Genomic DNA, 23,741 nt, shown 5'->3' on the forward strand with positions numbered 1-23,741 from the left:
TCACCCCGCCAGGTTGAAATTGCCGGACTGGCCGTAGATAGCCAGCGAGACGAATACGATTTCCACCGCCGCGACCACCATGGAGGTGCGCACCGCACGCCCCACGGCCTCCCCGACACCGGCGGGACCGCCGGTTGCGGTGTACCCGTAGTAGGTGTGCACCAGAAGGATCACCACCGTCATCGCGACCGCTTGAAAGAACGACCAGATCAGGTCGGTGGGATTGAGGAATGTGTTGAAGTAGTGGTCGTACACGCCCGAGCCCTGCCCATAAATCGCCGTGGTGCCGGTGCGCGCGGCGAGAAACGCCATCATCACCGCCACGCAGTACAGCGGAATCACCACGATGACACCGGCCAATACCCGGGTGGAGGCCAGATAGGCGACGGTGCGAACACCGAGCACCTCGAGCGCGTCGATCTCCTCGTTGATGCGCATCGCTCCGATCTGAGCGGTGGCGCCGGCGCCAATGGTGGCCGAAAGCGCCACCGCGGTGGTGCCCGGCACGATGAGCCGGACGTTGAAGAAGGCCGAGGCAAACCCCGTCAACGCCTCCACCCCGACGGACGCAAACTGGTTGTAGCCCTGCACCGCGACCAACGCGCCAGTGGTCATCGTCAAGAAGCCAACGATCGCGACCGTGCCCCCCACCACGGCCAATGCCCCAGAGCCCAAACCCATCTGGGCGATGAGCCGCAGCAGTTCGGTCCTGCAGTGGACAACGGCGTCCGGGATGGAACTCAGGGTCGTGACGTAGAACCGTGTCTGTGCGCCGATGCTGTTCCACCCGGCGATCAGCGACTCGAGGGCGCGCCGAAGCCCCGGGTGCAAACTCGAGACGACACTGCTGCTCATGGATCGCCCTTACTGCACCGTGAACTGGATGCCGACGGCAGTGACGATGACGTTGATGGCGAACAGCACCATAAAGGTGAACACCACGGTTTCGTTCACCGCATTGCCCACACCGGCCGGGCCGCCGCCCACCGAAATGCCCTTGTAGCACGCGATAAGCCCGGCCGCCAGCCCGAACAGCATCGCCTTGGTCAACGAGACGACAACATCGGCGGCGCCGGTGAGCACCGTTAGCCCCGCGACGAACGCACCCGGTGAGACGTGCTGGATGCTGACGACGAAGAAAAACGCCCCAGTCAGGCCCACCAAGATCACCGTGGAGGCCAGGGCCAACGACACCGTGGTGGCGGCGAGCACCCGAGGAACCACCAGCGCTTGGATCGGGTTGATGCCCATCACCCGCAGCGCGTCGACCTCCTCGCGAATCGTCCGCGCACCCAGATCCGCACACATCGCGGTGGCGCCCGCGCCGGACACCACCAGAACCGTCACGATCGGGCCGATCTGGTTCACTGTCCCGATCGCGGCGCCGGTGCCGGAGAAATCCGCCGCTCCGAACTCGGTCAGCAGAATGCTGAAGATGAACACCAACAGCACCGAGTACGGCAGCGTCAACATCAGTGCCGGCAGCATCGACACCCGCGCCACAAACCAGGTTTGACTCAGGTACTCACGCCACGCGAACGGCGGGCGGAACATCTGCACAAACGTGTCTAGCGACATCGCAAAGAAGTCGCCGACACCGCGCATCGGGGTCAATAGAACGCGCGACGCCATCACGACGGGTTCCCGCTGACCACGCCCTCCGACCGCCGCTGACGGCCGGCTGGGCCGCTGAGCGTTGCGTGAATGACCAGTAGCTCAGGTGTGCGCGTCACAGCCAGCACCGTCATCAGACCACCTCCGTTCTTTCGCACGTCCCCGGCACACCGATTTCTGGTAAGCATTGGCGATACTATAGAGGACGTTGTGATTGCCGTCACCCCCCTTTGCATCGTTGCCAGAGATTGCCCGCCCATGCTGTGTTGCATGAGATACCGCTGGCCAGCCTTTCGGCTTGCGCGCACCTGCCCGCCACCGGCGCCTTCCACCGGTTCGGTCCCGGCGAACTAGACCGGAGCCGAGTTGCGCAGCCCGCGCCAACCGGACTCAGGAGAAGCAACAGCGTGTCCGTGGTGCAGAGACGGATTAGGAGGAGGGCAGCACATACGACGTGACGACATCCGCAATTCCGCTCGGTGGGCGAGCCGAAAACCATGAAGCCGCCGATACCACTGCATCGCCTATGGGTCGCTTCTAGGTGGCGCGCCTGAGCGGCGAGCGCCGCGGTCTTCCCAGGAAACTGGCGGCCAGGGATCCTGTTGAGTTTGCTGCGAGTAAGCTGCGGGAGAATGGGGGCCGAGCTATACATATGGATCATCATGAGGATAGAATGGGGAGGGCGGCCTGGCTGCGATCCTGTCGCAACGCCACTTCCCGGTCCGTACGGTTGGTGTACGCGTGCGAGCCGGCGAGACCGGACAGTCGCCACCGGATAGTGAAAGGTTAGTAACATCATCGGGTCGATTTGCGACTGGAGGAGCGGATGACAGGGCGGAGCTTTGTGGTCGGGGTGGGAATGGTGCCGTTCGCCACCCCGAGCAACAGTGATCCCTACGACGTGATGGCAGAAGGCGCTGTCAAAGCCGCGCTGGCCGATGCCGGTGTGGATCTCGCCGACGTGCAGCAGGCCTATGCCGGTTATGTCTACGGCGATTCGACGTGTGGACAGAATGCGCTGTATCGAGTCGGGATGACGGGCGTGCCGGTGGTCAACGTGAACAACAACTGCGCCACGGGCTCCTCGGCGTTGTGGCTAGCTCGCCAGGCGGTGGCCGGTGGTGCTGCAGACTGCGTCCTCGCGTTCGGGTTCGAGCAGATGCAACGTGGCGCGCTGAAGTCGCACTGGGATGATCGGCCGACACCCTTCGCGCGGTTCGCCGAGGCCGCCAGCGGAGCGCAAGACTGCCCCGACGGGGTACCCATGCCGGCACTGTGGTTCGGCGGCGCGGGCGCCCAGTACGCCGACCGGTTCGGAATCCGTCCGGAGACCTTCGCCAAGATCGCGGTGAAGGCGCGCCGACACGCGGCCAATAACCCCTACGCGGTGTTCCGTGATCCCCTGACAGTGGAAGAGGTGCTGGCCTCCCCGCATATCTATGGCCCATTGACCCGGTTGCAGTGTTGCCCGCCCACCTGCGGAGCGGCGGCCGCGGTGCTGTGCAGCGAGGAGTTCGCCCGCCGCCGCGGCCTCGACACCACGGTCGCTATCGCCGCGCAGGCGTTGACCACCGACACCGACACCAGCTTCGCCGACGCCGACATGGCCAAGCTGGTGGGCTATGACATGGCGCAGTCGGCGGCACGGCAGGTCTACGAACAAGCCGGGGTCGACCCCATCGACATCCGGGTCGTCGAATTGCACGACTGCTTCACCACCAATGAACTGCTGACCTATGAGGCGCTCGGGCTCACCCCAGAGGGCACCGCGGAAAGATTCATCACCGACGACGACAACACCTACGGCGGCCAGGTCGTGACCAACCCCTCCGGCGGGCTGCTCTCCAAAGGGCATCCTCTGGGGGCAACGGGCCTCGCCCAGTGTGCCGAGCTGGTGTGGCAGCTCCGAGGCCAGGCCGCAGAGCGGCAGGTGGAGGACGTCAACCTCGCGCTGCAACACAACATCGGTCTCGGCGGGGCCGCGGTCGTCACGCTCTACGAGAAAACACGTTGACATGCCCCGGTAGTGAGGCGGTATTACGAAAGAAGCGTTGCCCGAGATGACCATGACGATCGACGCCGGCAGGCTCCGCTTTCTGCGCCAAAGTTACCGGACAGGCCGATCCCGTCTACTTCGACCACGGCGCCGCCCGCGCCCTCCGACTGAGGGTTCAGCCGCCTTTTCTGGTGGCAATCAATCTCGAACAGCCGGTTAGTGATCATCGCAGGCGACATGCCCCATATCAGCATGCGTTGACCTGGGACCGCATTGAAGTCACACATCGATTGCTGTTCGCGCACCGTTCAGGGACCGCAGTTCATGCCCGAGCGCAGCAGACATTTCGCTACCGTTTTTTTCAGCGCTCGGCCCTAGCCCTCGTCACGTTCGTGGTTAGCTGCGGAAGGAAACCGCGGAGGGCGGCGATCTTTGATGGCGGACGCGCCCTCAATCACATCTACGTCGAAGAAATTCAGCATCTCAAGCGCCAGTGAAGCCTCGAAAATCGGACCCGCGTTTCGCACCCAGTGGTTCAACGCCCGTTTGGTCCACCTAACGGCGTGCTGCGGGCCACCAGCCAGCTTTTGAGCCACTTCAAGGGCGGTGGGCAGGACTTCCTCGGGCGGACGGCACAGGCTGACCAAGCCGATTCGCTCGGCCTCTTTCCCGTCAATGAAATCTGCGGTCAGCAAATAATACTTGGCCTTGGCAAGGCCACACAGAATGGGCCAGACGATTGCGGCATGGTCGCCGGCGCCAACCCCGAGTCGTAGATGGCCGTCAGTCAGCTGCGCGTCCTCGGCTATCACCGAAACGTCAGCCATCAAAGCTACCGCCAGTCCCGCACCGACGGCCACCCCATTGATCGCCGAGATGATTGGTTTGTCGCAATTCGCGATGTTGTAGACGATGTCGCGTGCCTCGGCCATTGTCTCGACGATCTGCGAGAAGTCGTTTGCCTGATCGAGCACCATGTCGAGGTCACCCCCCGCGCAAAAAGCCTTGCCAGCGCCCGTGACAACGGCGACCCGAGTTTGCGAGTCAGTGCCGACGTCGAGCCACACCTTGCCCAACTCCCAGTGCAACCGCTTGTTGGCGGCATTGAGCCGGTCGGGCCGATTGATGGTGACTTGCAGAACGCCCTCGCTGGGGCGGTCGAACGTGAGGTGCTGGTACTGGTCATAGCTGCTCATCGAGTCTCTCCTTGATCAGACAGTAGGCGCCGCGCACGGAGACCGTCGAGGTTGAAAGTGAGTAGGGACCGCGCGGAAAGTCCGTGTTCGGTGTGACAGTCGACGGCGACGGTGGCTGTCCGCGCGGTGTCGCGTTGGTTCACTGCCAGCACCCGCCCGTCGGTCCGCAGCGTATCGCCAGCGCACACCGGGGCCATCATCTGCAACTGCCGACGAGCAAGCCATGCCTGCGGGCCGGCCCACGCCTTGCCGATCCGGTCCACCAACCCGTGGAAGAACATCGTGTTCAGGTAGACATCGCGGGCACCCTGCTCTTTGGCGTAGGCCTGGTCGTGGTGACCACGGAAGAAGTCGCGGGTGGCGGCCGCGTTTAGTACGCACCGCGTGACGGTGACCGGCATCGTCACCTCAGGCAACACCTCGACGGGCTCAGCGCGGGGTTGTTCGGCCGGGCCCGGTCGTCGTTGAGGGGTTCCGCCCGCCCCAACAACGTAGCGGAACAGCACGTTGTCGTTGGTCGCCACCAGGGTGCCATTCTGGTTGCGGCATTCACTGCGCGTGGTCACGAAGTGCCCGACACCCAGTGCGGTTCGTTTCTCTGCCGAGATCGATTCCACCCGCTCGGTGGAGATGAGCCGGTCCCCGACCCGCATCGGGGCGAAAAACCGGCTGTCTGTCGAGACGTTGATCAGCGTGGTACCCGGCAGCGGCACCTCCAGCGCGAGCACCGGCGCGTGTTCGGGCTTGCGCCGCGGGTTCCACGGCAGCGGGAACGCCCACACCATGAGCATGCCCGGCGGCGAGATCCGAGCCCCGTATCTCGTCGTCGCGGCCTCAGTATCCCAGTAATTCTCGTCAGCATCCTCTATCAGGGCACAGAAGTAGGCGATTTGGGCTTCGTTGACCGCGAACGGCGACCGACTGGTTACTTCGCGGCCCACCCAGACGGCCGCTTCTTCGGCCGGCCCGGTGACCACGTAGCTGAGCGCGTCGGCGTAATTAACGCCCATCAGCGTGCGGACCCGATCGGGCGGAACTGCGGAATCGCGAGTTCGCCCCGCGGTTCGAACGTGACCTCGACCGGTGTGCCGACCTCAACGTCCTCCGGCGAACAGTCGACCACGTTGGCCATCATTCGCGGGCCTTCCGACAATTCGATGACGGCCAGCACGTAGGGCACCGCGAAGGCCGGCGACGGGGGCTGGTAGACCACGGTGTAGGTGAGCACCGTCCCTCGCCCCGAGGGTTGTTCCCACGTCAGATCGGTTCCCCAGCAATACGGACACCATCGGCGAGGATGGTGGTGAAACCGGCCGCAGGCGCGGCATCGTGGCAGCACGAACCGGCCCGCGGCCGCTTCCTGCCAGTAGACCGCCGTGCTCGCGGTCAGCGCGGGAACCGGTGGGGTTGTCATGGTGTCCTTCCCAGCAGGACCGTCGAGTGGTCGGCCATCACGCCGCCGTAGGTGTGAACCAGCGCGATCTCGGCGTCCACTTGGCGGCCTTCGGCTTGGCCCATCACTTGACGTGCCCCCTCGACGAGCATCGACATGCCCGAAGCGTCGCCGGTGTGCCCGAACGACAGCAACCCACCGTAGGTGTTGATCGGCAGATCGCCGCCCGGGGCGCCGCGACCGTCCAGGAAGAAGTGGCCTCCTTTGCCCGGCTCGACCAGGCCGGTCTCCTCCACCAGCAAGATCGGGTTGATGGTGAACGCGTCGTAGAGTTCGGCGAGGTCCACATCGGACGGAGACACGCCCGCCATGTCGAATGCGGCGCGCGCCGAAACGCCGGCGCCCATCGTGGCGAAGTCGCTTGCGTGGCTGATGTTGCCGTGGTCGTGGAACTCCCCAAAGCCGAGCAGATATGCGGGCTGTTCGGTGAGTTCGCGAGCCCGCTCACCGCTCGTGACCAGGAACGCCGCGCCTCCCTCGCAGGGCACCGAGCAGTCCAGCAGGTTGAACGGCCACGCGATCGGGCGTGAATCCAGCACCATCTCGATGGTGAGCGGGCCGGCGTCACGCATCAGGGCGTCGGGGTGTCGCAGCGCCCAGTCGCGGCTGCAAACCGCAACCGCCGCCAGGGCGTCCCGCGATGTACCACGTTCGGCCATGTGCCGGGTGGCCGCCAGCGCGTAAAGCGCCGGAATGAAGCTGCCATAGGGATACTCGAAGTCGGGGTGGCTGATCATGCGTGCCATGGCGTCTGCGCCGCCCGCGCCCACCTTGGGAAACTTGCCCGCCCCGACGCACAGCACCGAGTCCGCAAGGCCCGCGCCGATCGCCAGCGCTGCACGCGAGAGCATGATCGTGTAGGTCGCGCCGCCCGCGTTGATCGTCTCGCAGAACCGTGGACGAATCCCCAGGGCGTCGTTGAGCCGCTCATGGACGAAGATATCAGCGCCATGCCCCGCGGCCATGCCCGCCGGGCACACCAGCAGACCATCGACGTCGTCGGGCCCAACCTGAGCGCCTTCCAAGAACCGGCGCAGCACCAATTCCGGCATGCCCGCCCCGTCCTCGTCGGGATATCGCCCTGGGCGCAGTTCCTCGACCGCCGCGATGGCGGGACGGCCGGCAAGGGCACGCGAACTCATGACAACCTCGCAATCGTTCAGATACCAATACGTCGCCAGCCCGTACAAGAACCCGTCGAACGTCATCAAAGCGGCCGTCGCCGATGCGCTCACCAGGAATCGCCCCCGACGTCAGTAGGACTTGGGTAGGCCCAGGCTGTGCTGGGCGACGAAATTGAGGATCATCTCCCGGCTGATCGGCGCGGTGCGCATCAGCCGCGCCGGCCCCCACAGCGTTGCCAACCCGTATTCGGTGGCCATCCCATTGCCCCCGTGTGTCTGGATCGCCTGATCCAACGCCAGGATCCCCGCCTCCGCCGCGGCGTACTTCGCCATGTTGGCGGCCTCTCCCGCACCAGAATTCCCGGCGTCATGCAACTCGGCCGCCCGCTGGGTCATCAGCCGCGCCAGTTCGACCTGAATCTTGGCATGCGCCAGCGGATGCGCCACGCCCTGATGCGCGCCGATCGGGGTATTCCAGACCTGGCGTTCCCTGGCGTAAGCGCACGCCTTGTCCAGCGCGTAGCGGCCGATCCCGGTGCTCAACGCCGCGCCCATGATCCGCTCCGGGTTCAGCCCCATAAACACCTGTCGCAGCCCCTCGTCCTGCTCCCCGACCAGGTTTTCGGCGGGCACCCGCACGTCGTCGAAAAACAGCGTGAATTGCTTCTCGGGGGTGACTGCCTGCACCGGGATGAGTGTCTTCTGGAGCCCGGCAGCGTCGGTGGGCACCACCACCAGCGACAGCTGCCCCCGACCCCGCTCGTCGGTGCCGGTCCGGGTCACCACCAGGACCGCCTGGGCCTCATCGACCCCGGAAATGTAGTACTTGGTGCCGCGCAGCACCCACTCGTCGCCGTCACGCGTCGCGGTCGTGGCGATGTTGTGCGAATTAGAACCCGCATCCGGTTCGGTGATCGCAAACGCCATGATCATGTCACCACTGGCGATCCCGGGCAGCCACCGCTGCTTTTGTTCCTCGCTGCCAAACGCCTGAATTATCGTGCCGCAGATCGCCGGTGATACCACCGTCATCAACAGCGGACAACCCGCCGCGGCCAACTCCTCACCCACCGCGTGCAGCTCGTAGATACCCCCACCCCCACCGCCGTACTCCTCGGCAATGTTCACTCCCAAAAACCCCTGCTTGCCGATCTCCCGCCACAGCTCTGTGGACTTCTCCCCCGCCAACGACTTGCTCAGGTAGTACTCATGGCCATACGAACGCGCAATCGCCGCCACCGCCGCCCGCAAATCCCGTCGCTCGTCACTTTCGCAAAGCTCCATCCCAACACACCTTTCCTGTCAACTGAGCATTACCGGCGGTCCAACGACCCGGTGAACGACGTTGCAGCCGCAACCCGTCGGCGTCGACTGCACAGTCTGCCGACCGACCGACCGACCGATCGGCCCGGCGATGCGGCGCGGAGCATTCAGCCCACGATCACACGTTATCGGCCATTAACATCCGGGCGCAAGCCACCATATGGGAGCGTCCGCCGCCAGCGTTGTCTCCGACGCGTCCCAAGGCAAGCGATTGACGGTTAGGTCTGGAAATATCCTTGGTGCTGGTCGCGTAGCACATTCTTTTGCACTTTGCCCGTCGCGGTGCGGGGCATCTTGTCGGTGAAGATCACCGCCTTCGGGACCTTGAACCCCGACAACCGGCGGCGCGCCGCAGCCAGCACGTCATCCTCGGTGAGCTCGGCACCCGGTTTGGGGGTGACGATCGCCACGATCGCCTCGGTCCATCGCTGGTGCGGCAATCCGACCACGACCACCTCCTGGATTCGGGGCTCCCCGTCGTAGAGCGCCTTTTCGACCTCGATGGAGGCCACGTTCTCACCGCCGGTCTTGATCACGTCCTTCTTGCGGTCGGCGAACCACAGCAGTCCGTCGGCATCGAAGCGTCCGATGTCGCCGGAATGAAACCAACCGTGCGCGAACGCCTCGGCGGTGGCCTCTGGGTTGCGCAGGTAACCCTCCATTGCGTGCGGGCCGCGATAGACGATCTCGCCAGCCTCACCAGGAGGGAGCAGATTGCCGGCGTCGTCCATGATCCCCACCTGAACATTGGGAACCGGCAGGCCGACGGAGCCCGCATGCGAGAGCTGATACTCAGGCGGAAAGACGGTCGTCAGCGGGTTCATCTCGGTCTGGCCAAAACCGAGCGCGAACTGACAGCCGAATACCTCCATGGCGATGCGTAGGTCGGTGTCGGGCATCGGCGCCATCGCATACAACGCCAGACGCAGGCTCGACAAGTCACGCTTGGCGATGTCGGGGTGGTCCATCATCGCCCGGTACATCATCGGCAGCCCGAAGATCTGGGTAACCCGTTCCGCCTCGATGGTCGCCATCAGCGCGCCAGGGTCGAACGCACGCATCAACACCGCGGTGCCGCCGACGTACATCAGCCCCGTGGTGAACCCGTTGAGCTGGGCGGTATGAAACAGCGGCATCATCACCGCTGACCGGTCCTGCTCGCTGAACCGCAACACCAGGGGGGCCGTGAGTGACTCGATGTAGACCGCGAGATGACTGCTCACCACCCCCTTTGGCGCCGACGTCGTTCCGCTGGTGTAGAGGTAGCTGATCGCGTCGCGGTCATCGACGAAGCATTCCGGTTCGGCGTCGGAGGCGTCGCCGACGAACTCGCTCATCGCCCGCCACCAATGCGAACCGGCGGATTCCCATTGTGTGCCGGTGCCAGGTGCGACGATCACATCGGTCACCTTGCGTTGTTCGAGGCGGTCTAACGCCGCCCCGACGAGTTCGGCCAGTTGGCTCTCCACAACCACCCCTTTGGTGTGGGAATGCTCAAGCACGTAGGCCGTCTCAGACGCGCCCCAAGCGAGGTTGATCGGGACACACACCACTCCGGTCTTGGCGCACGCGTAATAGGTGAGAAGGAACTCGATGCTGTTGCCGCAGGCCAGAGCGAGCGCGTCACCCCGCTGGTAGCCCGCGGTCGCCAGCGCGTTGGCCAGCCGATTCACCGCGGCGTTCAACGCACGATAGGTGAGCCGGCGCTCGCCGTCGACCACGGCTTCGTGCTCGGGGCGCCGCCACGCGGTGCGGGTGAGCATGTCCCCGACGTTGACGCGTGTCACAAGATTCTTCTGCAGATCCACCGCGGTCATCGGCGCTCTCCTTCCGCCATGGAAAGCAGCTAACGGGCGGTGCAGTCCCGATGAACTGGCGTCCGGCAGCTTGCGTGCAATCCGTGTACATAGTGTAATGATTATCCATAGTTATTTCGTTGAGTCTTGCGAATCCGGCCCGCGACGTAGCAATCGCTGGGTAGTGGCTGGGGGTCGAGTGGGCCGCGAAGCGGAACGCACCTCAAGACACGGATCAAGGGCGAAGGGCGGGGCTCATGCCAGGAGTAGACGGACGGGTGGCGATCGTCACTGGGGCGGGCCGCGGCCTCGGTCGCAGCCATGCTCTACGCCTGGCGGCGGGGGGCGCGCTGGTCGTCGCGAATGACCTTGGGGTGAGAAAAGAGGGGGGTGGCGCGAACGCTGCGGCGGCGCAGGACGTCGTGGCGGAGATCCGGGCCGCCGGCGGTGTCGCCGTGCCCGATGACCACGACATCGCTTCCGAGACCGGCGCGAAGGAGGCGGTCAAATCCGCGCTCGAGGCCTTCGGCCGGCTAGACATCGTAGTCAACAACGCGGGCATCCTGCGAGACGCGACGTTTCACAAGATGACTGTGCAGCAGTGGGAGGCCGTCCGCCAGGTGCACCTGGATGGAACCGCGTTTGTGACCCGCGCGGCTTGGCCCCATTTGCGCGAGCAACGCTACGGCAGGGTCGTCGTAACCTCTTCCGGCGCCGGCCTGTTCGGCAACTTCGGACAAGCCAACTACGCGGCCGCAAAGCTTGGTGTGGTCGGACTGATGCATACACTCGCACTGGAGGGTGCCCGCCATGGCATTCGGGTCAATGCCGTCGCCCCGGTCGCGCTGACCCGGATGACCGTCGGCCTGCTCGACGATGCCAGCGACCTCGACCCAGCCTGGGTATCGGCCGCCGTCGGTTGGTTATGCGCCGAGGAATGCGATCTGACGGCCGAGATCGTGCGGGTTCACGGTCGCCATTTCAGCCGCGTACGGATCGTCGAATCGCGCGGCGTGGACTTCCCGTCCCCACCGTCCGATGATCACCTCGCAGCCAGATGGGCGGAGATCGCCGACCTGTCTGGCGCACAGGAGGGTCAGGCGGCGGTCGCCACCGCACGCCATGCGGGCTCGGGATGAGTCGGCCAACGGCAATTGATACGCCGACACCGATTGTCAGCTGACAGGTTGTCAGCTGGCAGGTGAAACCCTGCGCGGCTGTCGCTTGATCGGCCTCGCCGTGTGAGGCAGTCGCTGCCCGGACGACGGTGACGGAGTTATCGCCGCAGCGCAAGGATTTCGGCGCGAACGATGCTTGTTCCAGGGCGAACAGACACCGGCATCGCCGAATCCGGTGCGGTTCACAGCCCTACTGCAGATCCGGTTCGACTGTCTTGCCGCCGACCGGGCTGGATGCCATTCGGCGATCGTGTCGTAGTCAGTTCACGACAGCAACTGACCCGGGACCAGCGGCCAGCTCGCGGGCGATGGCAACACCAGCAGTCAACAGGTGCTGCTTATGGCCGAAACCTTGGCACCGCCCGATCTCGCCCCTCAGCGCCGGCTGGGTCAACGCGGTCACGCAGACAGCTCGGTCGACCGCGTCGGCGACTCCGCGTCACGTTGGGTAGAGCCGCGCCAGCCGTAGCGTTCGCGGGCTCCGCGGCACGGGCGCTACTTCAAAATGTTGTGTTTATCTGATAATAGTTATACTTTATGATGGTCGATGGCGGTTCGTAGCTGGGAAATCGCGCTCATCTGGCGCCCCAACGCTGACGCCGCGGCTCCCGCGAACGAAAGGACGTGCCAATGACCACCCCGGCGCTCGACCAGCTCACCGACGCGCAACAGGAACTCGTCGAACGCGCCCACCTCATCGCCGGCACTGAGCTTCGCCCGCACGCCGCTGAGTGGGACCGCCGCCAGGAATTCCCGGAGCGCTCCTACCAGATCCTGCGCGAGAACGGCTTCACCGGGCTCACCGTGCCGACCGAGTACGGCGGTCGCGGCCTCGGGGTGTTCGAGGCCTGTCTAGTCCTCGAGGAGCTGGCGGTGGGCTGCATGGCCAGCGCGCTGACCATCCAGATGCAGCTCAACGGACCCCCGCGGGTGATCGCCCGGATGGGTAGCGAACAGCAGCGCCAGCAGTACCTGCCCGAGGTGGTCGACGGCACTCGGCGGTTCGCCGTCGCGATGACCGAGCCGCAGGCCGGATCGGACGGCACCGCGCTGGCCACGACACTAGCCCCCGATGGCGACGACTTTCGGCTCACCGGCGCCAAGTGCCACATCACCGGCGCGCTGCAGGCGCACACCTTTCTGGTGTTCTGTCGCGCGCCCGAGACCAACGGTCCCGACGGGATAGGCGCGGTGCTGGTGGACGCCGACGTCGAAGGCCTGGCGCCGATCGAAACCGAGGAGAAGATGGGCGGTCGCGGCGTGGCCGAGGGGGTGCTGCGGTTCACCGACGCCCCCGTGCGCCGCGATCAGGTGATCCTCGAACCGCGTCCCGGTTCCAAAGAGGGCGCCTCGTTTTTGATTCGCCAGTTCAATCCCGAGCGGTGCGGCAACGCCGCGATGTCGATCGGGGTCGCGCGCGCCGCCCTGGAGGACGCCGTCGAATACGCCAAGGAGCGTGAGCAGTTCGGCCGCCCGATCCTGGAGTTCCAGGGCATCCAGTGGAAGATCGCCGACATGGCAACCGAGCTGGATGCCGCGCGGTTGCTGCTATGGCGCGCCGCGCGCACCGATGTCGCCGGTTTCCCGGGTATCCGCGAGACCGCGATGGCCAAGCTGTACGCCAACGAGGCCGCGGTGCGGGTGTGCAACGAGGCGATCCAGCTGCTGGGGCACAAGGGATATCTCACCCGCTACCCGATGGAACGGTACTTCCGCGACGTGCGCGGAATGGGCATCGGCGGGGGCACCACCGAGATCCTGCGCAACATGATCGCCGCAGAGGTCACCGGCGTGCGCACCAGCCAGCGGCGGTGCTGAGTCGTGAATTTGGGGCTGAGCGCAAGCGCCGAGCACTACCGAGCCGGGCTCAAAGACTGGGTTGAAGCGAACCTGCCGCCACGGTGGCGTGACATCCCGGTCGGAACGGGCGACGACGAGTCCTACGTCGCGATGCGCCGGGAGTGGGGCCGGCGCCTGTTCGAGGCGGGATGGCTTGCCCCACATTGGCCCACGGAGTACGGCGGCCAAGGACTAGGGGTAGACGCACAGCTCGCGTTCGTCGAAACGCTGGTCGAAACCGGCGCGCCGGAGCCGATGAACACCAACGGCATGGGCATCTTCGCCCCCGCGCTGATGCGATTCGGCACCGACGAGCAGCGAAGACGGTATCTGCGCCCGATGCTGTGCCACGACGACATCTGGTGTCAGGGGTTCTCCGAACCCCAGGCCGGCAGCGACCTGGCGGCGGTGTCCACCCGGGCGGTTGCCAAGGCAGACCACTTGCTCGTATCAGGCCAGAAGGTGTGGACATCCTACGCACTGTTCGCGCAGCGGTGCTACCTACTGGTCAAGGTTGCCGACTCGCCCGGCCCGACGTTGGTCGTGGTGCACATGGACCGCCCCGGCATCACCGTCAGGCCGCTGCGCAATCTAACGGGCACCAGCGAGTTCTGCGAGGTGTTCTTCGATGACGTGGTCGTCGATGCGGCCGACGTGGTCGGCGGGATCGGCGACGGGTGGCCGGTCGCCACCTACGCCTTGGCTCGGGAACGCTCCAGCGCCTTGGCCCAGCGGTCACTGCAACTGTCGCGTGAACTGACGCGGATGCTGAGCGCGCTGGACGATGTCCATCGCGACGCGTGCGCCGAGAACGCCCTGGTCGACGCGTTCGTGCGCACCCGCGTGGTGGACAGCACAGTACGCCGGGTATTCGCGCTCGATGCTGATGCAGCCGAGCCAGGGATGCTCGCACCGATCGCGAAGGTTCTGTGGAGCGAAAGCCACCAGAAGCAACTGGCCACCCTGCTGGAGGCGGCCGGACCAGAAGTGGCTGCGGCCGGTGCCGGGTGGTCGGAATGGACCCGCTCGTTGTTGTTTGCCCGCGCCGAAACGATCTATGGCGGCACAAGCGAGATCCAGCGCAACCTGATCGCGAAGGCGCTCGGCCTGCCGAGCGACCGCCGGTGAAAGAGGGTGGAATGGACTACCGGATCGATGACGAACTGGCAATGCTGCGGGCCGCGCTGCGGGAGTTTCTCGAGGCGCGGATGCCCGACTTGATCCGGGAGCCCGCCCGGGACAACCGGGCAACGGCGTGGCGGGAGCTGGTGTCGGCCGGATGGTTGGAGCACTTCGGCGCGGCAACCGGAGAAACCGGGGCGCCGGCGGACTGGGTCGGCGGCGTGCACGTGGCCGAAGCGTTCGGCGCGGTCCCCGTGCCCGGACCGGTGGACGTGGTTGCCGGCTACCTGATGCCGCTGGCGAAGGCCGCCGGCATGAGCGGGCTGCTCGAACGACTGCACACCGGCAGCGTCATCACCGCGGCGCCCCCGGTTCCGGACATATCCGGGCGCGACGGGGTGCCGCAGTGGCGGCACCGGCGTCTGTGCGCCGTGCGTGAAGCGAACCGGATTCGGGTCAGCGGAGTGCTGGCGCGGGTTCCCGCCGCCGGCGACGCTCAGGCGGTGGTGGTGCCGGTCGACCTGGACGGCGTACCAGGGCTCGCGCTCGTGGGCTGTGACCAGGCGGGAGTCGAAGTCGGCGTGTCAGCCGGCGTGGACTTGCGTCGGCCCGTCGCAGATGTCCGCCTGCGCCGGACCCGCCTGGAGGCCGAAGCGCTGTACACCGACCCTGGCCTGTCGGCGCTTGAGGAGCGCTGCGCGACGCTGTACAGCCTGTTTCTCGATGCGGAGGCGGTCGGTGGCGGCGCCGAGGTGATCGCGCGCAGTGTGGACTACTGCACTACGAGAACGCAGTTCGGGCGGCCGATCGGGGCGTTCCAGGCGATCCGGCATCGGCTCGCCGACGCCGCCAGCGGCGTGGAGGGAGCCCGTTCACTCGTCTACCAGGCGGCCTGGAACGTCGCCGCGGGCGCGCCCGGCGCGATGTGCGACGTTCGGGCCAGCCGCCTGTGGGCCTCGGCGGCCTACCTCGCGGCCGCCGAGGCCGCCATCCAGTGTCATGGGGGTATGGGGTTCACCTGGGATCAGCGGCTGCACCTCTGGTATCGCGCCGCGGTTGCCGGTCGGGGCGCCGATACTGTGGTCGGGGCACGTTCAGCGCTCGCCGCACTGCTACGCGGCGACGAACGTCTTGTGCCATCCGCACCACACGGCAGGCTGGCCGCGGCGGGGAGGACGAGCAAGTGAGTGAACCCGAGGTGCTGTTCGACCGGCCGCGACCCGGTGTCGCGGTTCTCACCCTCAACCGGCCGGGTGCGCGCAACTCCCTCGGTTGGCAAACCTGGCACCAGCTGGGTGAGGCAATCGATGAGGTGGCCGCCGACGACAACTGTCGCGCGGTGGTACTCACCGGCGCCGGCGGGACATTCTCCGCCGGCGGCGACGTCAAGACCTCCCCGGCCCGCGGAGCGGGGCTCGGCGCGCCCGCGGCGCGGTTGCTGGTCGGACAGCGCGTGCTCGACACGCTGCTCAAGTTGCCCAAACCAGTGCTTGCCGCTGTCGAGGGGCCCGCGGTGGGTGCTGGCTGGAGCCTCGCATTAGCCTGCGACCTGGTTGTAGCGGCCCGCGACGCCGTGTTCGCGGCCCCGTTCGTGGCGCGCGGCCTAGTGCCCGACTGCGGAGCCGCCTGGTTCTTAACCCGTGCGCTGGGCCGGCACCGGGCCGCGGCGCTGCTGTTGAGCGGCGAACGGCTCACCGCGCCGCAGGCCGCGGGCGCGGGTCTGGTCAGTCAACTCGCCGAGCCTGGCGCAGCGCTGACCGTCGCCACCGACCTCGCCGCAACCCTCGCCCGCGGCCCTGCAGAGGCACTGCGCTTGACCAAAGGCATGATCCGCGGCGCGCTCGATGTACCGCTGGAAAGATTCCTCGAACTCGAATGGCTGTCGGCCACCCTCGATCTGACCGGGCCCGACGCTGCCGAAGGCCGCGCAGCCTTTGTCGAGAAGCGCGATCCTGATTTCTCCAAGATCCGCCGATCCGCCGATGAAGCTAGCTGAGCGGTGACCCTGAGCCGCTAAGGCCAGCAGGCCGTTGTCGCGGGCAGTGCTCAACTACGTCAGCCGCGCGGCCGGGCTGCCAGAGTCCCACTGACGACGTTGCCGACGCTACGATATCTCCGCGCTCGCGGCCGTCAGCTGTAGAAGCACGTTCCGTGCTTGGACAACGTCACTCGCAGCACGGCGACCGAGACGGCGCTCTAGCGGCCTCTACCCCGGCGCCAACCTTCGTGATGAAGGGCAAGAGTCTTATCTGTAACGGTTGAGGGGTGTGTAGGACTGTTCCCCACGTGGTTCTCAGCGCGGTTTGACGTCGTAGGTGACAGTGTTATCTGTAACGGTGTCACCCACGTTGGGGTGGTACGTCTCTGTGTTGTCGGCTGGAGGGCTTGGCCAGCCCGGTGAGTCGGGTCAGTGCGGTGAATCCGTCGTCGGTTCCGGGCCAGTGTGCGCGAACGGTGTCGAGGCCGGCGCGGCGGACGACGCTGCGCAGGACGGCGGCGACGATGATGGCGTCGTCGGCGTATCCGAGCACCGGGATGAAGTCGGGGATCAGGTCGATCGGGATCGCGAGGTAGGCCAGCAGCAACCCGAGGCGGACGCGGATCCCGCGCGGCAGGGTGCTGTCGCCGGCGAGGCGACGCACCAGCCGCAGCACGTCGGGCAGGATGCGCACCGCCTCGCGCAGTAGCCCTCCCCGCGGCCGGAGAATTGCCAGTGCGACCAGCAATGCCAGCCAGGCGAATAGGAGTGCGCCGCCAACGCCGATGAGGAGATCCCACCCGAATGAGCCCGTCACGATTCGTGCGCCACGTGCAGCCGCTGCGAGGTGCGCGCATCGGTTTGCGCGGATGTTTCGGCCTGCAGGGCAGCGTCCTCAAACGCTGCCAGCTCAGCAGCCGCGGCGTCGACGGCTGCGCGGGCAGCGTGCCCACCGGGGGCCGTGAAGTAGTCACGGGCGGCGATCTTGGCCAGCCAGCTGCGGAACCGGTCCAGGTCGGCTTCGGACTCCTCGACCTCGGCGTAGGTGAGCCGTCCGCGAGCGCGTTCATCGGCCAGCTCCTGGCGCAGCGCCGGGAGCCGCTCCAGGACTTCGGCGTACTCGCCGTCGCGGGCGGCGTTAAGCTCGTCGATCACGGCCTGTTCGTCGGCGGGATCGACGAAGCTCATCGGTAGGACGCGGGCGGTGCCGCCGTGGTGATGGATCCGATCGGCCAGCCGCCGCACTTCGCGGACCACATGTGCGTGGGCGGGCAGCAGACACACCGATTGCTGCAGATATAAGGCACCGAGCGAGCGCAGTTTGCGCCACACCTGCACCCGCAGCGTGCCCGCCGCGCCAGCAGTCGACACGCTGATCACCAGCCAATCGAGTTCGTCGCCCCTAGCCACAATGAGATGTTACACCCGTAACATCATGCTGATACAGCAGCTACGCGGGCTGAGGTATCTGGTGGCCAGCAGCTGCACCCAACCTCGCTGCGGCAGCCGTGAGATTGATCCCGTTGACGCGGTCAGCGTGTATGCCCCAAGCTGTCGACGTGGCCCAGATCAGCGAAACGCTGTTGATCGACCAGGTCGTGGCGCGGCTCACCGCCAGCTACGCCGACCTGCCGCCGGACCATGTGGCCGGCGCCGTGCGCAGCGCGCACGCCCGGTTCGAGCAGAGCCCGATACGGGAGTTCGTGCCGCTGCTCGTCGAGCGGCATGCCCGCGCCGAGTTGTCCCGCAGCGCCGGTCTGCTTACCTGGTCGTCCTAGGCGTCAGCGCAGGCCCGCCCCGCTTTGCACCGCTCAGCGGCACCAGATCGAGATCGCGACCACCCAAACCGATCAGCTCCGTGGTTGGGTAGCGGTCAGAGGTGTGCCGGCCCGGGCCCTGCCGCAGCGGGGAATCGCTCCTCGATCGCATCAAGCAGGCGTTGCAGCGCGTACTGTTCCTGCTCGCGATGCCGGATCTCCCGTCTGATGCGGTGGACCTGGTTCATCTCGCCGCGCAGTTGATACTTGGCCAGCGCGGCCTCGTGGGCCGCCATCCGGTCAATGAGCAGCTCACGCTGGCGCGAAAGCTCACCCCGGTAGTAGTCGGCCTGGCGAACATCCGCGGCTCGCGCGGCTGCGATGTCGTGGTCTGAGACGGTGGACGTGCTCATCTGGCACACCGTAACCGAGCACCAGACCATGCGCGCGGGCAACAACGAGCCAAAAAGCTCCACCGCCACCCGTTGCACCGCGGGCCAGGAACTGCGGCGTTCAGCTCGTCGACGCGTTCACCAACGCCAACCGCGCCGGCATGACATCGCCCCACAGACGCAGCGCCACCGCGCGATGCTCCCGATTCCCACCCCGGATTCTCGGACCGCACAGGCGATCTCGTCGAACGCGTCCCGCTCAGAACACCCACGCCATCCGATCAAAACGCCGATCGCTACATCGATCACTCGGCGTGACGACGGGTCCGCACCCCGGCCCAACTGGCTCACCTCGTCCACCCTTTCCGCGCCGGAATCATCTCGATCAACCCTGTGTACCCCCGGGCTATGAACAACAGCCACCTCGCAGAAGAACAAACTCGCGACGCCGAACCCGGCGATCGCGGTGCTCAGTCATCTCTTCCTCCGACGCCCCCGGGAGGTCCAGGCAGGTACGACGCCGACCACTTATGCCAACCGTTGGCCTGGTCGACGCCATCACCGATTCTGATCCGACAGACGAACTCGCCTGCTTCGTGGGCGATCACATTGATCTGCTCCCGGAGGTAATTTAGAACCTCGCTTGCTGTCCGATCCGAAGGGACGAACAGGTGGACCGTTTTCCACATTTCCTCCACCAGGCTCCCTTCGCCCCCTCCACCGCACCGATCGCCGCGGTCGGCCCAGCGCAACGCCCGTCGTCACAGTGCACACCATGCACGCTGACTGCACCCGCAACCGTGAAAAGGCGACCTGATCATCGGTGACATAGACGACGGCCGGGCCAGCGTCCAATGCCCACGTTGCGGCGCCCCAAGTCGCCGACCCTGTGAAACGGTGCGCCCGGGCGCCAGTCTCGTCGGCTACCACCGCGAGCGCGGCTACCGCCACGATGAGCTCCTCGACCTGGGCTACATCAAGTACACGCTCGTCAACGAATCCACCCAGCACCCACTTTTCCTGTGGCGCCGCCGGACACAACGCCCGATCATCCGCGACGGCTACCGCCAGTCCGACTAAGGCCGGGCACTACGGCTCAACTAGTTCGAGAAGTCGTCGGCAACATGTGTCGCACGTGTCGCTGAAAGAGCAGACGTTCTACACATGTAATCTACGTTGCTACCAGCAAGAACACGCCAATTGTTCATCTCATTACAGATAAGCGGTCGCGGTGAGGCGGTCAACAATCGCGGCTAGCACGGTTTTCGATGTCCCCTCGCGCGACACCATCTAATCATGCCGAATCAACCAGCGGCGTTGGTGAATGCTACAGCCAGATCGGCGTGCCACGGCACCGACACCTCGTCGCTATCCGGAGCCTGGACCGTTTGTCTTCCCGAACCAGGAGTCTGCGACCGCAACGCAAGGCCATACGCAAGTCGGTGAAGGCGATTACTCAGCCTGCCGGGCGCGCTGGACCCTGAAGAGCTTTACTTTGCCGCTCACGCCTTTGAGCCGGCGTGCGCCCATCGACGACCAGGTGAAGTCCGCAGCGTTGCCGACGGCCTCGCGCGTGGAGTCGGCGACCGCCACCGTCCCCGGCCGCGCCGCTGCCGTTACTCGACTGGCCACGTTGACAGGACTGCCGAACCAGTCGCCCCCGCGTGTGATCGCCAGTCCGGAAGCCACGCCGATCCGCAAGCGCGGCAAGCCATTTGCTGCCGCGTCGTCAGCCAAGTCGAGGATTGCCCGCAGCAATGGCGCCGGATCGAAGCACATGAGCATCACGGCGTCACCCACCGACTTCACCAGCCGCACCGGGGTGACCGCTACGTGCTGGGCCGATTCGGCGAGCCGACTGGCAACGCGTTCAAGCTCCAGAGGTGGCAGCACCTCCCCCAATTTGGTGAAGCCGGCAACATCAGCGAACGCCACCGTTACCTGGTGGGCCCCGGGTAATCTTCCGGCAGCCCGCTCAGCGGCGCTCACGGCCTCAACCTGGAACGAAGTGCGAAGTTGCATAAACAATAGGTCTTCGATCAGCGGTCCGAGGTGAGGCGCGGATCGACGCGCCAGCTGCTCGACCGCCTGCGCCAGCTCGATTTCACTTGTCCCCGGCCGCAGGAGGGTGTTGAGGGCCGCATCGCGCATCGTCGCGGCGGCACCCCAGTCCCGCGATCAGCATGCGCATCACGGCAACCGTTTCGTCCGGCTCGACGCCCATGTCGAGGAAGAATTTCGCGTGCGCGATCGCTTTTCCGTCGGCGCGCAGCAGTACGGCTGCGTCGGGGTCGTCGATCCTCGGCCTTCCGACCGCGCCGTAGAGGCGCTGCAGGAGGTCCAATTCGATCCCTGTGGATTCGCTGATCTCACGCGCGGACACATAGGTCCCGTCGTCGCCGAAGATCGTGTTCGCGGGCAGCAGTAGAGGCGTAGCGAGCGATCTACGTATCTCGTCGAGGGGGTAGCCTTTTCCGATCAGCCATGTGACGAGGTCGGCACGCTCTTCGCGGGCTTGGCCCTCAAGGCCGTCGAGCATACCAAACTCCTCGATGTCGTGGTTAGCTGCCATACCGCAAACGTACTGCTCGATGCATCGCCTACCGCATCGATTCGCAGCGCCACAAGTCGACGGGTGCGTTCGGACAACTTCGCGAAACTTCGCGCTCGGTCCATGCGGAACCGGGCTTCCGAATCAGTGAGGTATTTGCACGCCAAATATCGCCACGGCCCCACGAGCAACTTGGGCATAGCCCGATATCCAACGGTGACTCGCAAGAATTCCCGGGCGTCGGCCACGACCGGCCACCCCGTCTGGCGCTTGGGATGATCTCCACACTTTTCGGGCGTCGCGATCACATCGCCTCCACGGCCGACCCGGGTTGCCGCTACACGGGATCCTGAACCGTGACTCGGTCCCGTTGCTTGTCGACATCGCTAACAGGTGCAGAGGTTGACCGCGGGCCCGCCATGCCAAGATCCCGCCGAGCGGGATACCCATTGACCTGCTATAGAGTTGGCTTACGTCCCTCGTCCGCCGGTGACTGACCATAGCCGATCGCGCGAATGACCACAGAACCGACAACGCCGGGCTATCCGTGACGCCGCCCCACACTCCCTTGAGTTGACCACGAGACTACGCGAGGCAATGACTTGCGAGTCACGTCAGCGAATTCTCGTGCAATTCAGTATGATTTATATCAGAGGGCTGCAGGCTGGAGCTGAAGCTCCGCCCCACGTCACGCCAAGCAGGGCATAGGAGCGGGAGTGGACAGCGATATCGACCAGGCGGCAAACACATCTGAGATACCGCATGCAGCGCGCCGCTATACAAGAGTACCCAAGGCGTCAGATATTCTGGCCGACCGGCTCCGCGCAAAAATCCTCGGCCGCGCGATGCGGCCCGGCGACCAACTGGCTTCGGAAGCGGAGTTGATCTCCGGAGAGGGCTTTAGCAGAGGCACCGTGCGAGAGGCGCTGCGCCTGCTCGAATCCGATGGTTTGATCGAAATCCGCCGAGGCCCACGCGGTGGCATTCGGGTAACTCGTCCCGACCTGCGGCAGATCAGCAGATCCGTTGCGCTCCTACTGACCCTCGCTGAAACCTCAACCAGAAAGTTCTACGAGTTCCGCAAACTCCTCGAACCCGCTATTGCCGCTATGGCAGCCCGGTCGGCCACCGACGAGCAGCGCGGCTGGCTACTCGCGATCGCTGACGCCACATCTCGAAACGGCTCATGGGAACCATCGGTGGAGTTCCACGAGGCTCTCGCGGTTTGCAGCAACAACGAGGTCTTGCGGCTCGTCATATCGATGTTCGAGCAAGAGTTGTCGTGGCACGTCCCAGGTGAGTCGCTCACCGAGCTAGACATGGAGGATACCCGCCGGGCGCACCAGAGCATCGCGCGTGCGGTGGCTGCCGGCGACGCCGACCGCGCGTCGAGCGCAATGCAACGTCACCTGAACCAGTTCGAGCGAATGCTCGACACAAACGGCCGCCTCGACGAGCCGCTGCTCCCCCGAGAGCGTTGGCTCCAGTGACGCCGACCCCCTCGCTCGTCACCGTTTTCACAACGCGCTTACGGGGCATCAGGCAGCGAAGCCATCCACCGATGCATGCCCAACACGCAGCCCGCGTCGCGTCCCTGGCTTGGCAGGGTTGATGCAGACAACAATGATCTTTATTGACTGGGCTCGTCATCGAGGAGATGGACGGCTTGGGCGGTGTAGGTTAGACAGCCCGGCGCGGTGGCGCATCATGTCGCGAATTGTGATGGCTGACTTGCCGTTCGCGCCGAACTCGGGCCAGTATTCGGCGACCGGCACGTCGTAGGAAGCAATCCCCGGTCGACAAGCCGACGGATGACCGTGGAAGCCAATCCCTCTGTCGCTGAAAACGCCATCGCGCCGGTGTTGGCCGCCGACGGTACGCTGCCATGACGATCGGCCCCACCCGATCCACACATCAACAACCGGTCTGCCATCGAGGTATACCGGCAGCGCGCCCGAGACTGTCAAGTTAACGGTGTAACTCGTTGTTGTAGTGTTACTTTCGTTCTGGGGTTAAACGTCCGGGGAAGGCGATCTCGAACGCGTTGAGGGGTGCCTTCCAGCGGTTGATCCAGCGTTGTCGGCCTTTGCCGGTCGGGTCGAGGCTCATGATCGCCAGGTAGACGCACTTCAGGGCGGGCCTGCTCGGTCGGGAAGTGCCCTCGGGCGTTGACGGCCCTGCGGATGCGCGAGTTCAGGCTTTCGATGCTGTTGGTCGTGCAGATCACGCCGCGGATTTCCTTGTCGAAGGCCAGGAATGGCACGAACTCGGCCCACGCGTTGTCCCACAGCTTGACGATCGCCGGGTAGCGCTGGCCCCAGGTCTCGCTGAACGCGACGAATGCATCCAACGCCGCCGACTCGCTTGCCGCGGTGTAGACCAATTTGAGATCCTTGGCGATCGCCGCCCAGTCCTTCTTGGG

Annotated in this window: 21 protein-coding genes and 3 pseudogenes; 9 read left to right on the top strand and 15 right to left on the bottom strand. The window is 65.5% G+C overall.

The window, feature by feature from the left end; genetic code table 11:
- Positions 1-855, bottom strand: a complete 855-nt coding sequence (locus tag BKG60_RS07640) for an ABC transporter permease (RefSeq protein WP_082131860.1) — start codon at positions 853-855, stop codon at positions 1-3.
- A gap of 9 nt (positions 856-864) precedes the next feature.
- On the bottom strand, positions 865-1,632 hold the full coding sequence (locus BKG60_RS07645; RefSeq protein ID WP_176470772.1) for an MlaE family ABC transporter permease: 768 nt from the start codon (positions 1,630-1,632) through the stop codon (positions 865-867).
- Between the two features lie 808 nt (positions 1,633-2,440).
- On the opposite strand from BKG60_RS07645, the gene BKG60_RS07650 reads away from it, so the two are divergent.
- The gene (locus BKG60_RS07650; protein WP_047040653.1) at positions 2,441-3,628 is read left to right on the top strand and encodes a lipid-transfer protein; all 1,188 of its coding nucleotides are present in this window, start codon (positions 2,441-2,443) and stop codon (positions 3,626-3,628) included.
- Between the two features lie 356 nt (positions 3,629-3,984).
- Here the strand turns inward: BKG60_RS07650 and BKG60_RS07655 are convergent, their stop codons facing one another.
- The 6 genes from BKG60_RS07655 to BKG60_RS07680 form a co-directional block, all read right to left on the bottom strand.
- The gene (locus BKG60_RS07655) at positions 3,985-4,806 is read right to left on the bottom strand and encodes an enoyl-CoA hydratase/isomerase family protein (protein WP_047040650.1); all 822 of its coding nucleotides are present in this window, start codon (positions 4,804-4,806) and stop codon (positions 3,985-3,987) included.
- The gene (locus BKG60_RS07660; protein ID WP_052773273.1) at positions 4,803-5,816 is read right to left on the bottom strand and encodes an FAS1-like dehydratase domain-containing protein; all 1,014 of its coding nucleotides are present in this window, start codon (positions 5,814-5,816) and stop codon (positions 4,803-4,805) included. Before BKG60_RS07660 ends, BKG60_RS07655 begins: the two co-directional genes overlap by 4 nt.
- Entirely contained in the window at positions 5,816-6,220 is a 405-nt protein-coding gene (locus tag BKG60_RS07665; RefSeq protein WP_047040647.1) for a Zn-ribbon domain-containing OB-fold protein, read from the bottom strand. The genes BKG60_RS07660 and BKG60_RS07665 overlap by 1 nt, the downstream gene beginning before the upstream one ends.
- Positions 6,217-7,401 (bottom strand): thiolase family protein, encoded by a 1,185-nt coding sequence (locus BKG60_RS07670; protein WP_047040673.1) that lies wholly within the window; start codon positions 7,399-7,401, stop codon positions 6,217-6,219. Before BKG60_RS07670 ends, BKG60_RS07665 begins: the two co-directional genes overlap by 4 nt.
- A 111-nt stretch (positions 7,402-7,512) precedes the next feature.
- The gene (locus BKG60_RS07675) at positions 7,513-8,667 is read right to left on the bottom strand and encodes an acyl-CoA dehydrogenase family protein (protein WP_047040646.1); all 1,155 of its coding nucleotides are present in this window, start codon (positions 8,665-8,667) and stop codon (positions 7,513-7,515) included.
- A 257-nt stretch (positions 8,668-8,924) separates the two neighbouring features.
- Positions 8,925-10,523, bottom strand: a complete 1,599-nt coding sequence (locus BKG60_RS07680; RefSeq protein WP_047040644.1) for a long-chain-fatty-acid--CoA ligase — start codon at positions 10,521-10,523, stop codon at positions 8,925-8,927.
- Positions 10,524-10,759: 236 nt separating this feature from the next.
- Here BKG60_RS07680 and BKG60_RS07685 point away from each other — a divergent pair, with 236 nt between their 5' ends.
- The 5 genes from BKG60_RS07685 (at position 10,760) to BKG60_RS07705 (ending at position 16,637) form a co-directional block, all read left to right on the top strand.
- Entirely contained in the window at positions 10,760-11,641 is an 882-nt protein-coding gene (locus tag BKG60_RS07685) for an SDR family NAD(P)-dependent oxidoreductase (RefSeq protein WP_047040641.1), read from the top strand.
- Between the two features lie 669 nt (positions 11,642-12,310).
- Positions 12,311-13,498, top strand: coding sequence for an acyl-CoA dehydrogenase family protein (locus BKG60_RS07690; RefSeq protein WP_047040638.1), 1,188 nt, complete (start codon positions 12,311-12,313; stop codon positions 13,496-13,498).
- Positions 13,499-13,501: 3 nt separating this feature from the next.
- Entirely contained in the window at positions 13,502-14,647 is a 1,146-nt protein-coding gene (locus BKG60_RS07695) for an acyl-CoA dehydrogenase family protein (protein ID WP_052773272.1), read from the top strand.
- A gap of 11 nt (positions 14,648-14,658) precedes the next feature.
- Positions 14,659-15,828, top strand: a complete 1,170-nt coding sequence (locus BKG60_RS07700) for an acyl-CoA dehydrogenase family protein (RefSeq protein WP_052773271.1) — start codon at positions 14,659-14,661, stop codon at positions 15,826-15,828.
- Positions 15,825-16,637, top strand: coding sequence for an enoyl-CoA hydratase/isomerase family protein (locus BKG60_RS07705; RefSeq protein WP_047040635.1), 813 nt, complete (start codon positions 15,825-15,827; stop codon positions 16,635-16,637). The genes BKG60_RS07700 and BKG60_RS07705 overlap by 4 nt, the downstream gene beginning before the upstream one ends.
- Before the next feature lie 343 nt (positions 16,638-16,980).
- Here BKG60_RS07705 and BKG60_RS07710 read toward each other — a convergent pair whose 3' ends face one another.
- Both BKG60_RS07710 and BKG60_RS07715 read right to left on the bottom strand, forming a co-directional pair.
- Positions 16,981-17,436 (bottom strand): YkvA family protein, encoded by a 456-nt coding sequence (locus BKG60_RS07710; protein WP_047040634.1) that lies wholly within the window; start codon positions 17,434-17,436, stop codon positions 16,981-16,983.
- Positions 17,433-18,029, bottom strand: a complete 597-nt coding sequence (locus BKG60_RS07715; RefSeq protein ID WP_052773270.1) for a Chromate resistance protein ChrB — start codon at positions 18,027-18,029, stop codon at positions 17,433-17,435. Before BKG60_RS07715 ends, BKG60_RS07710 begins: the two co-directional genes overlap by 4 nt.
- Positions 18,030-18,160: 131 nt before the next feature.
- Here BKG60_RS07715 and BKG60_RS07720 point away from each other — a divergent pair, with 131 nt between their 5' ends.
- Positions 18,161-18,397 carry a three-helix bundle dimerization domain-containing protein gene (locus tag BKG60_RS07720; RefSeq protein WP_047040632.1) on the top strand — a complete coding sequence of 79 codons (237 nt, stop codon included), beginning with the start codon at positions 18,161-18,163 and terminating at the stop codon, positions 18,395-18,397.
- A gap of 95 nt (positions 18,398-18,492) precedes the next feature.
- Here the strand turns inward: BKG60_RS07720 and BKG60_RS07725 are convergent, their stop codons facing one another.
- Positions 18,493-18,789 carry a hypothetical protein gene (locus BKG60_RS07725; RefSeq protein ID WP_131721944.1) on the bottom strand — a complete coding sequence of 99 codons (297 nt, stop codon included), beginning with the start codon at positions 18,787-18,789 and terminating at the stop codon, positions 18,493-18,495.
- 117 nt (positions 18,790-18,906) lie between these two features.
- The gene (locus BKG60_RS32765; protein WP_324614534.1) at positions 18,907-19,191 is read right to left on the bottom strand and encodes an ANTAR domain-containing protein; all 285 of its coding nucleotides are present in this window, start codon (positions 19,189-19,191) and stop codon (positions 18,907-18,909) included.
- 405 nt (positions 19,192-19,596) lie between these two features.
- Here BKG60_RS32765 and BKG60_RS07735 point away from each other — a divergent pair, with 405 nt between their 5' ends.
- Positions 19,597-19,848: a zinc finger domain-containing protein gene (locus BKG60_RS07735; RefSeq protein ID WP_420865449.1), complete on the top strand. Its 252-nt coding sequence runs from the start codon at positions 19,597-19,599 to the stop codon at positions 19,846-19,848.
- A 372-nt stretch (positions 19,849-20,220) separates the two neighbouring features.
- On the opposite strand, the pseudogene BKG60_RS07740 reads toward BKG60_RS07735, so the two are convergent.
- Positions 20,221-21,340, bottom strand: a pseudogene (locus BKG60_RS07740) (adenylate cyclase regulatory domain-containing protein).
- A gap of 695 nt (positions 21,341-22,035) precedes the next feature.
- Here BKG60_RS07740 and BKG60_RS07745 point away from each other — a divergent pair.
- On the top strand, positions 22,036-22,809 hold the full coding sequence (locus BKG60_RS07745; protein WP_075909486.1) for a FadR/GntR family transcriptional regulator: 774 nt from the start codon (positions 22,036-22,038) through the stop codon (positions 22,807-22,809).
- 186 nt (positions 22,810-22,995) lie between these two features.
- Here BKG60_RS07745 and BKG60_RS07750 read toward each other — a convergent pair.
- Together BKG60_RS07750 and BKG60_RS07755 are read right to left on the bottom strand one after the other, a co-directional pair.
- A pseudogene (locus tag BKG60_RS07750) lies at positions 22,996-23,274 on the bottom strand (serine hydrolase domain-containing protein); the annotation flags it as partial.
- Positions 23,275-23,314: 40 nt separating this feature from the next.
- Positions 23,315-23,738 (bottom strand): annotated as a pseudogene (locus BKG60_RS07755) (transposase); the annotation flags it as partial.
- Between the last annotated feature and the right edge of the window lie 3 nt (positions 23,739-23,741).

This window comes from Mycobacterium syngnathidarum (genome assembly GCF_001942625.1).
GTDB classification, from domain to species: domain Bacteria; phylum Actinomycetota; class Actinomycetes; order Mycobacteriales; family Mycobacteriaceae; genus Mycobacterium; species Mycobacterium syngnathidarum.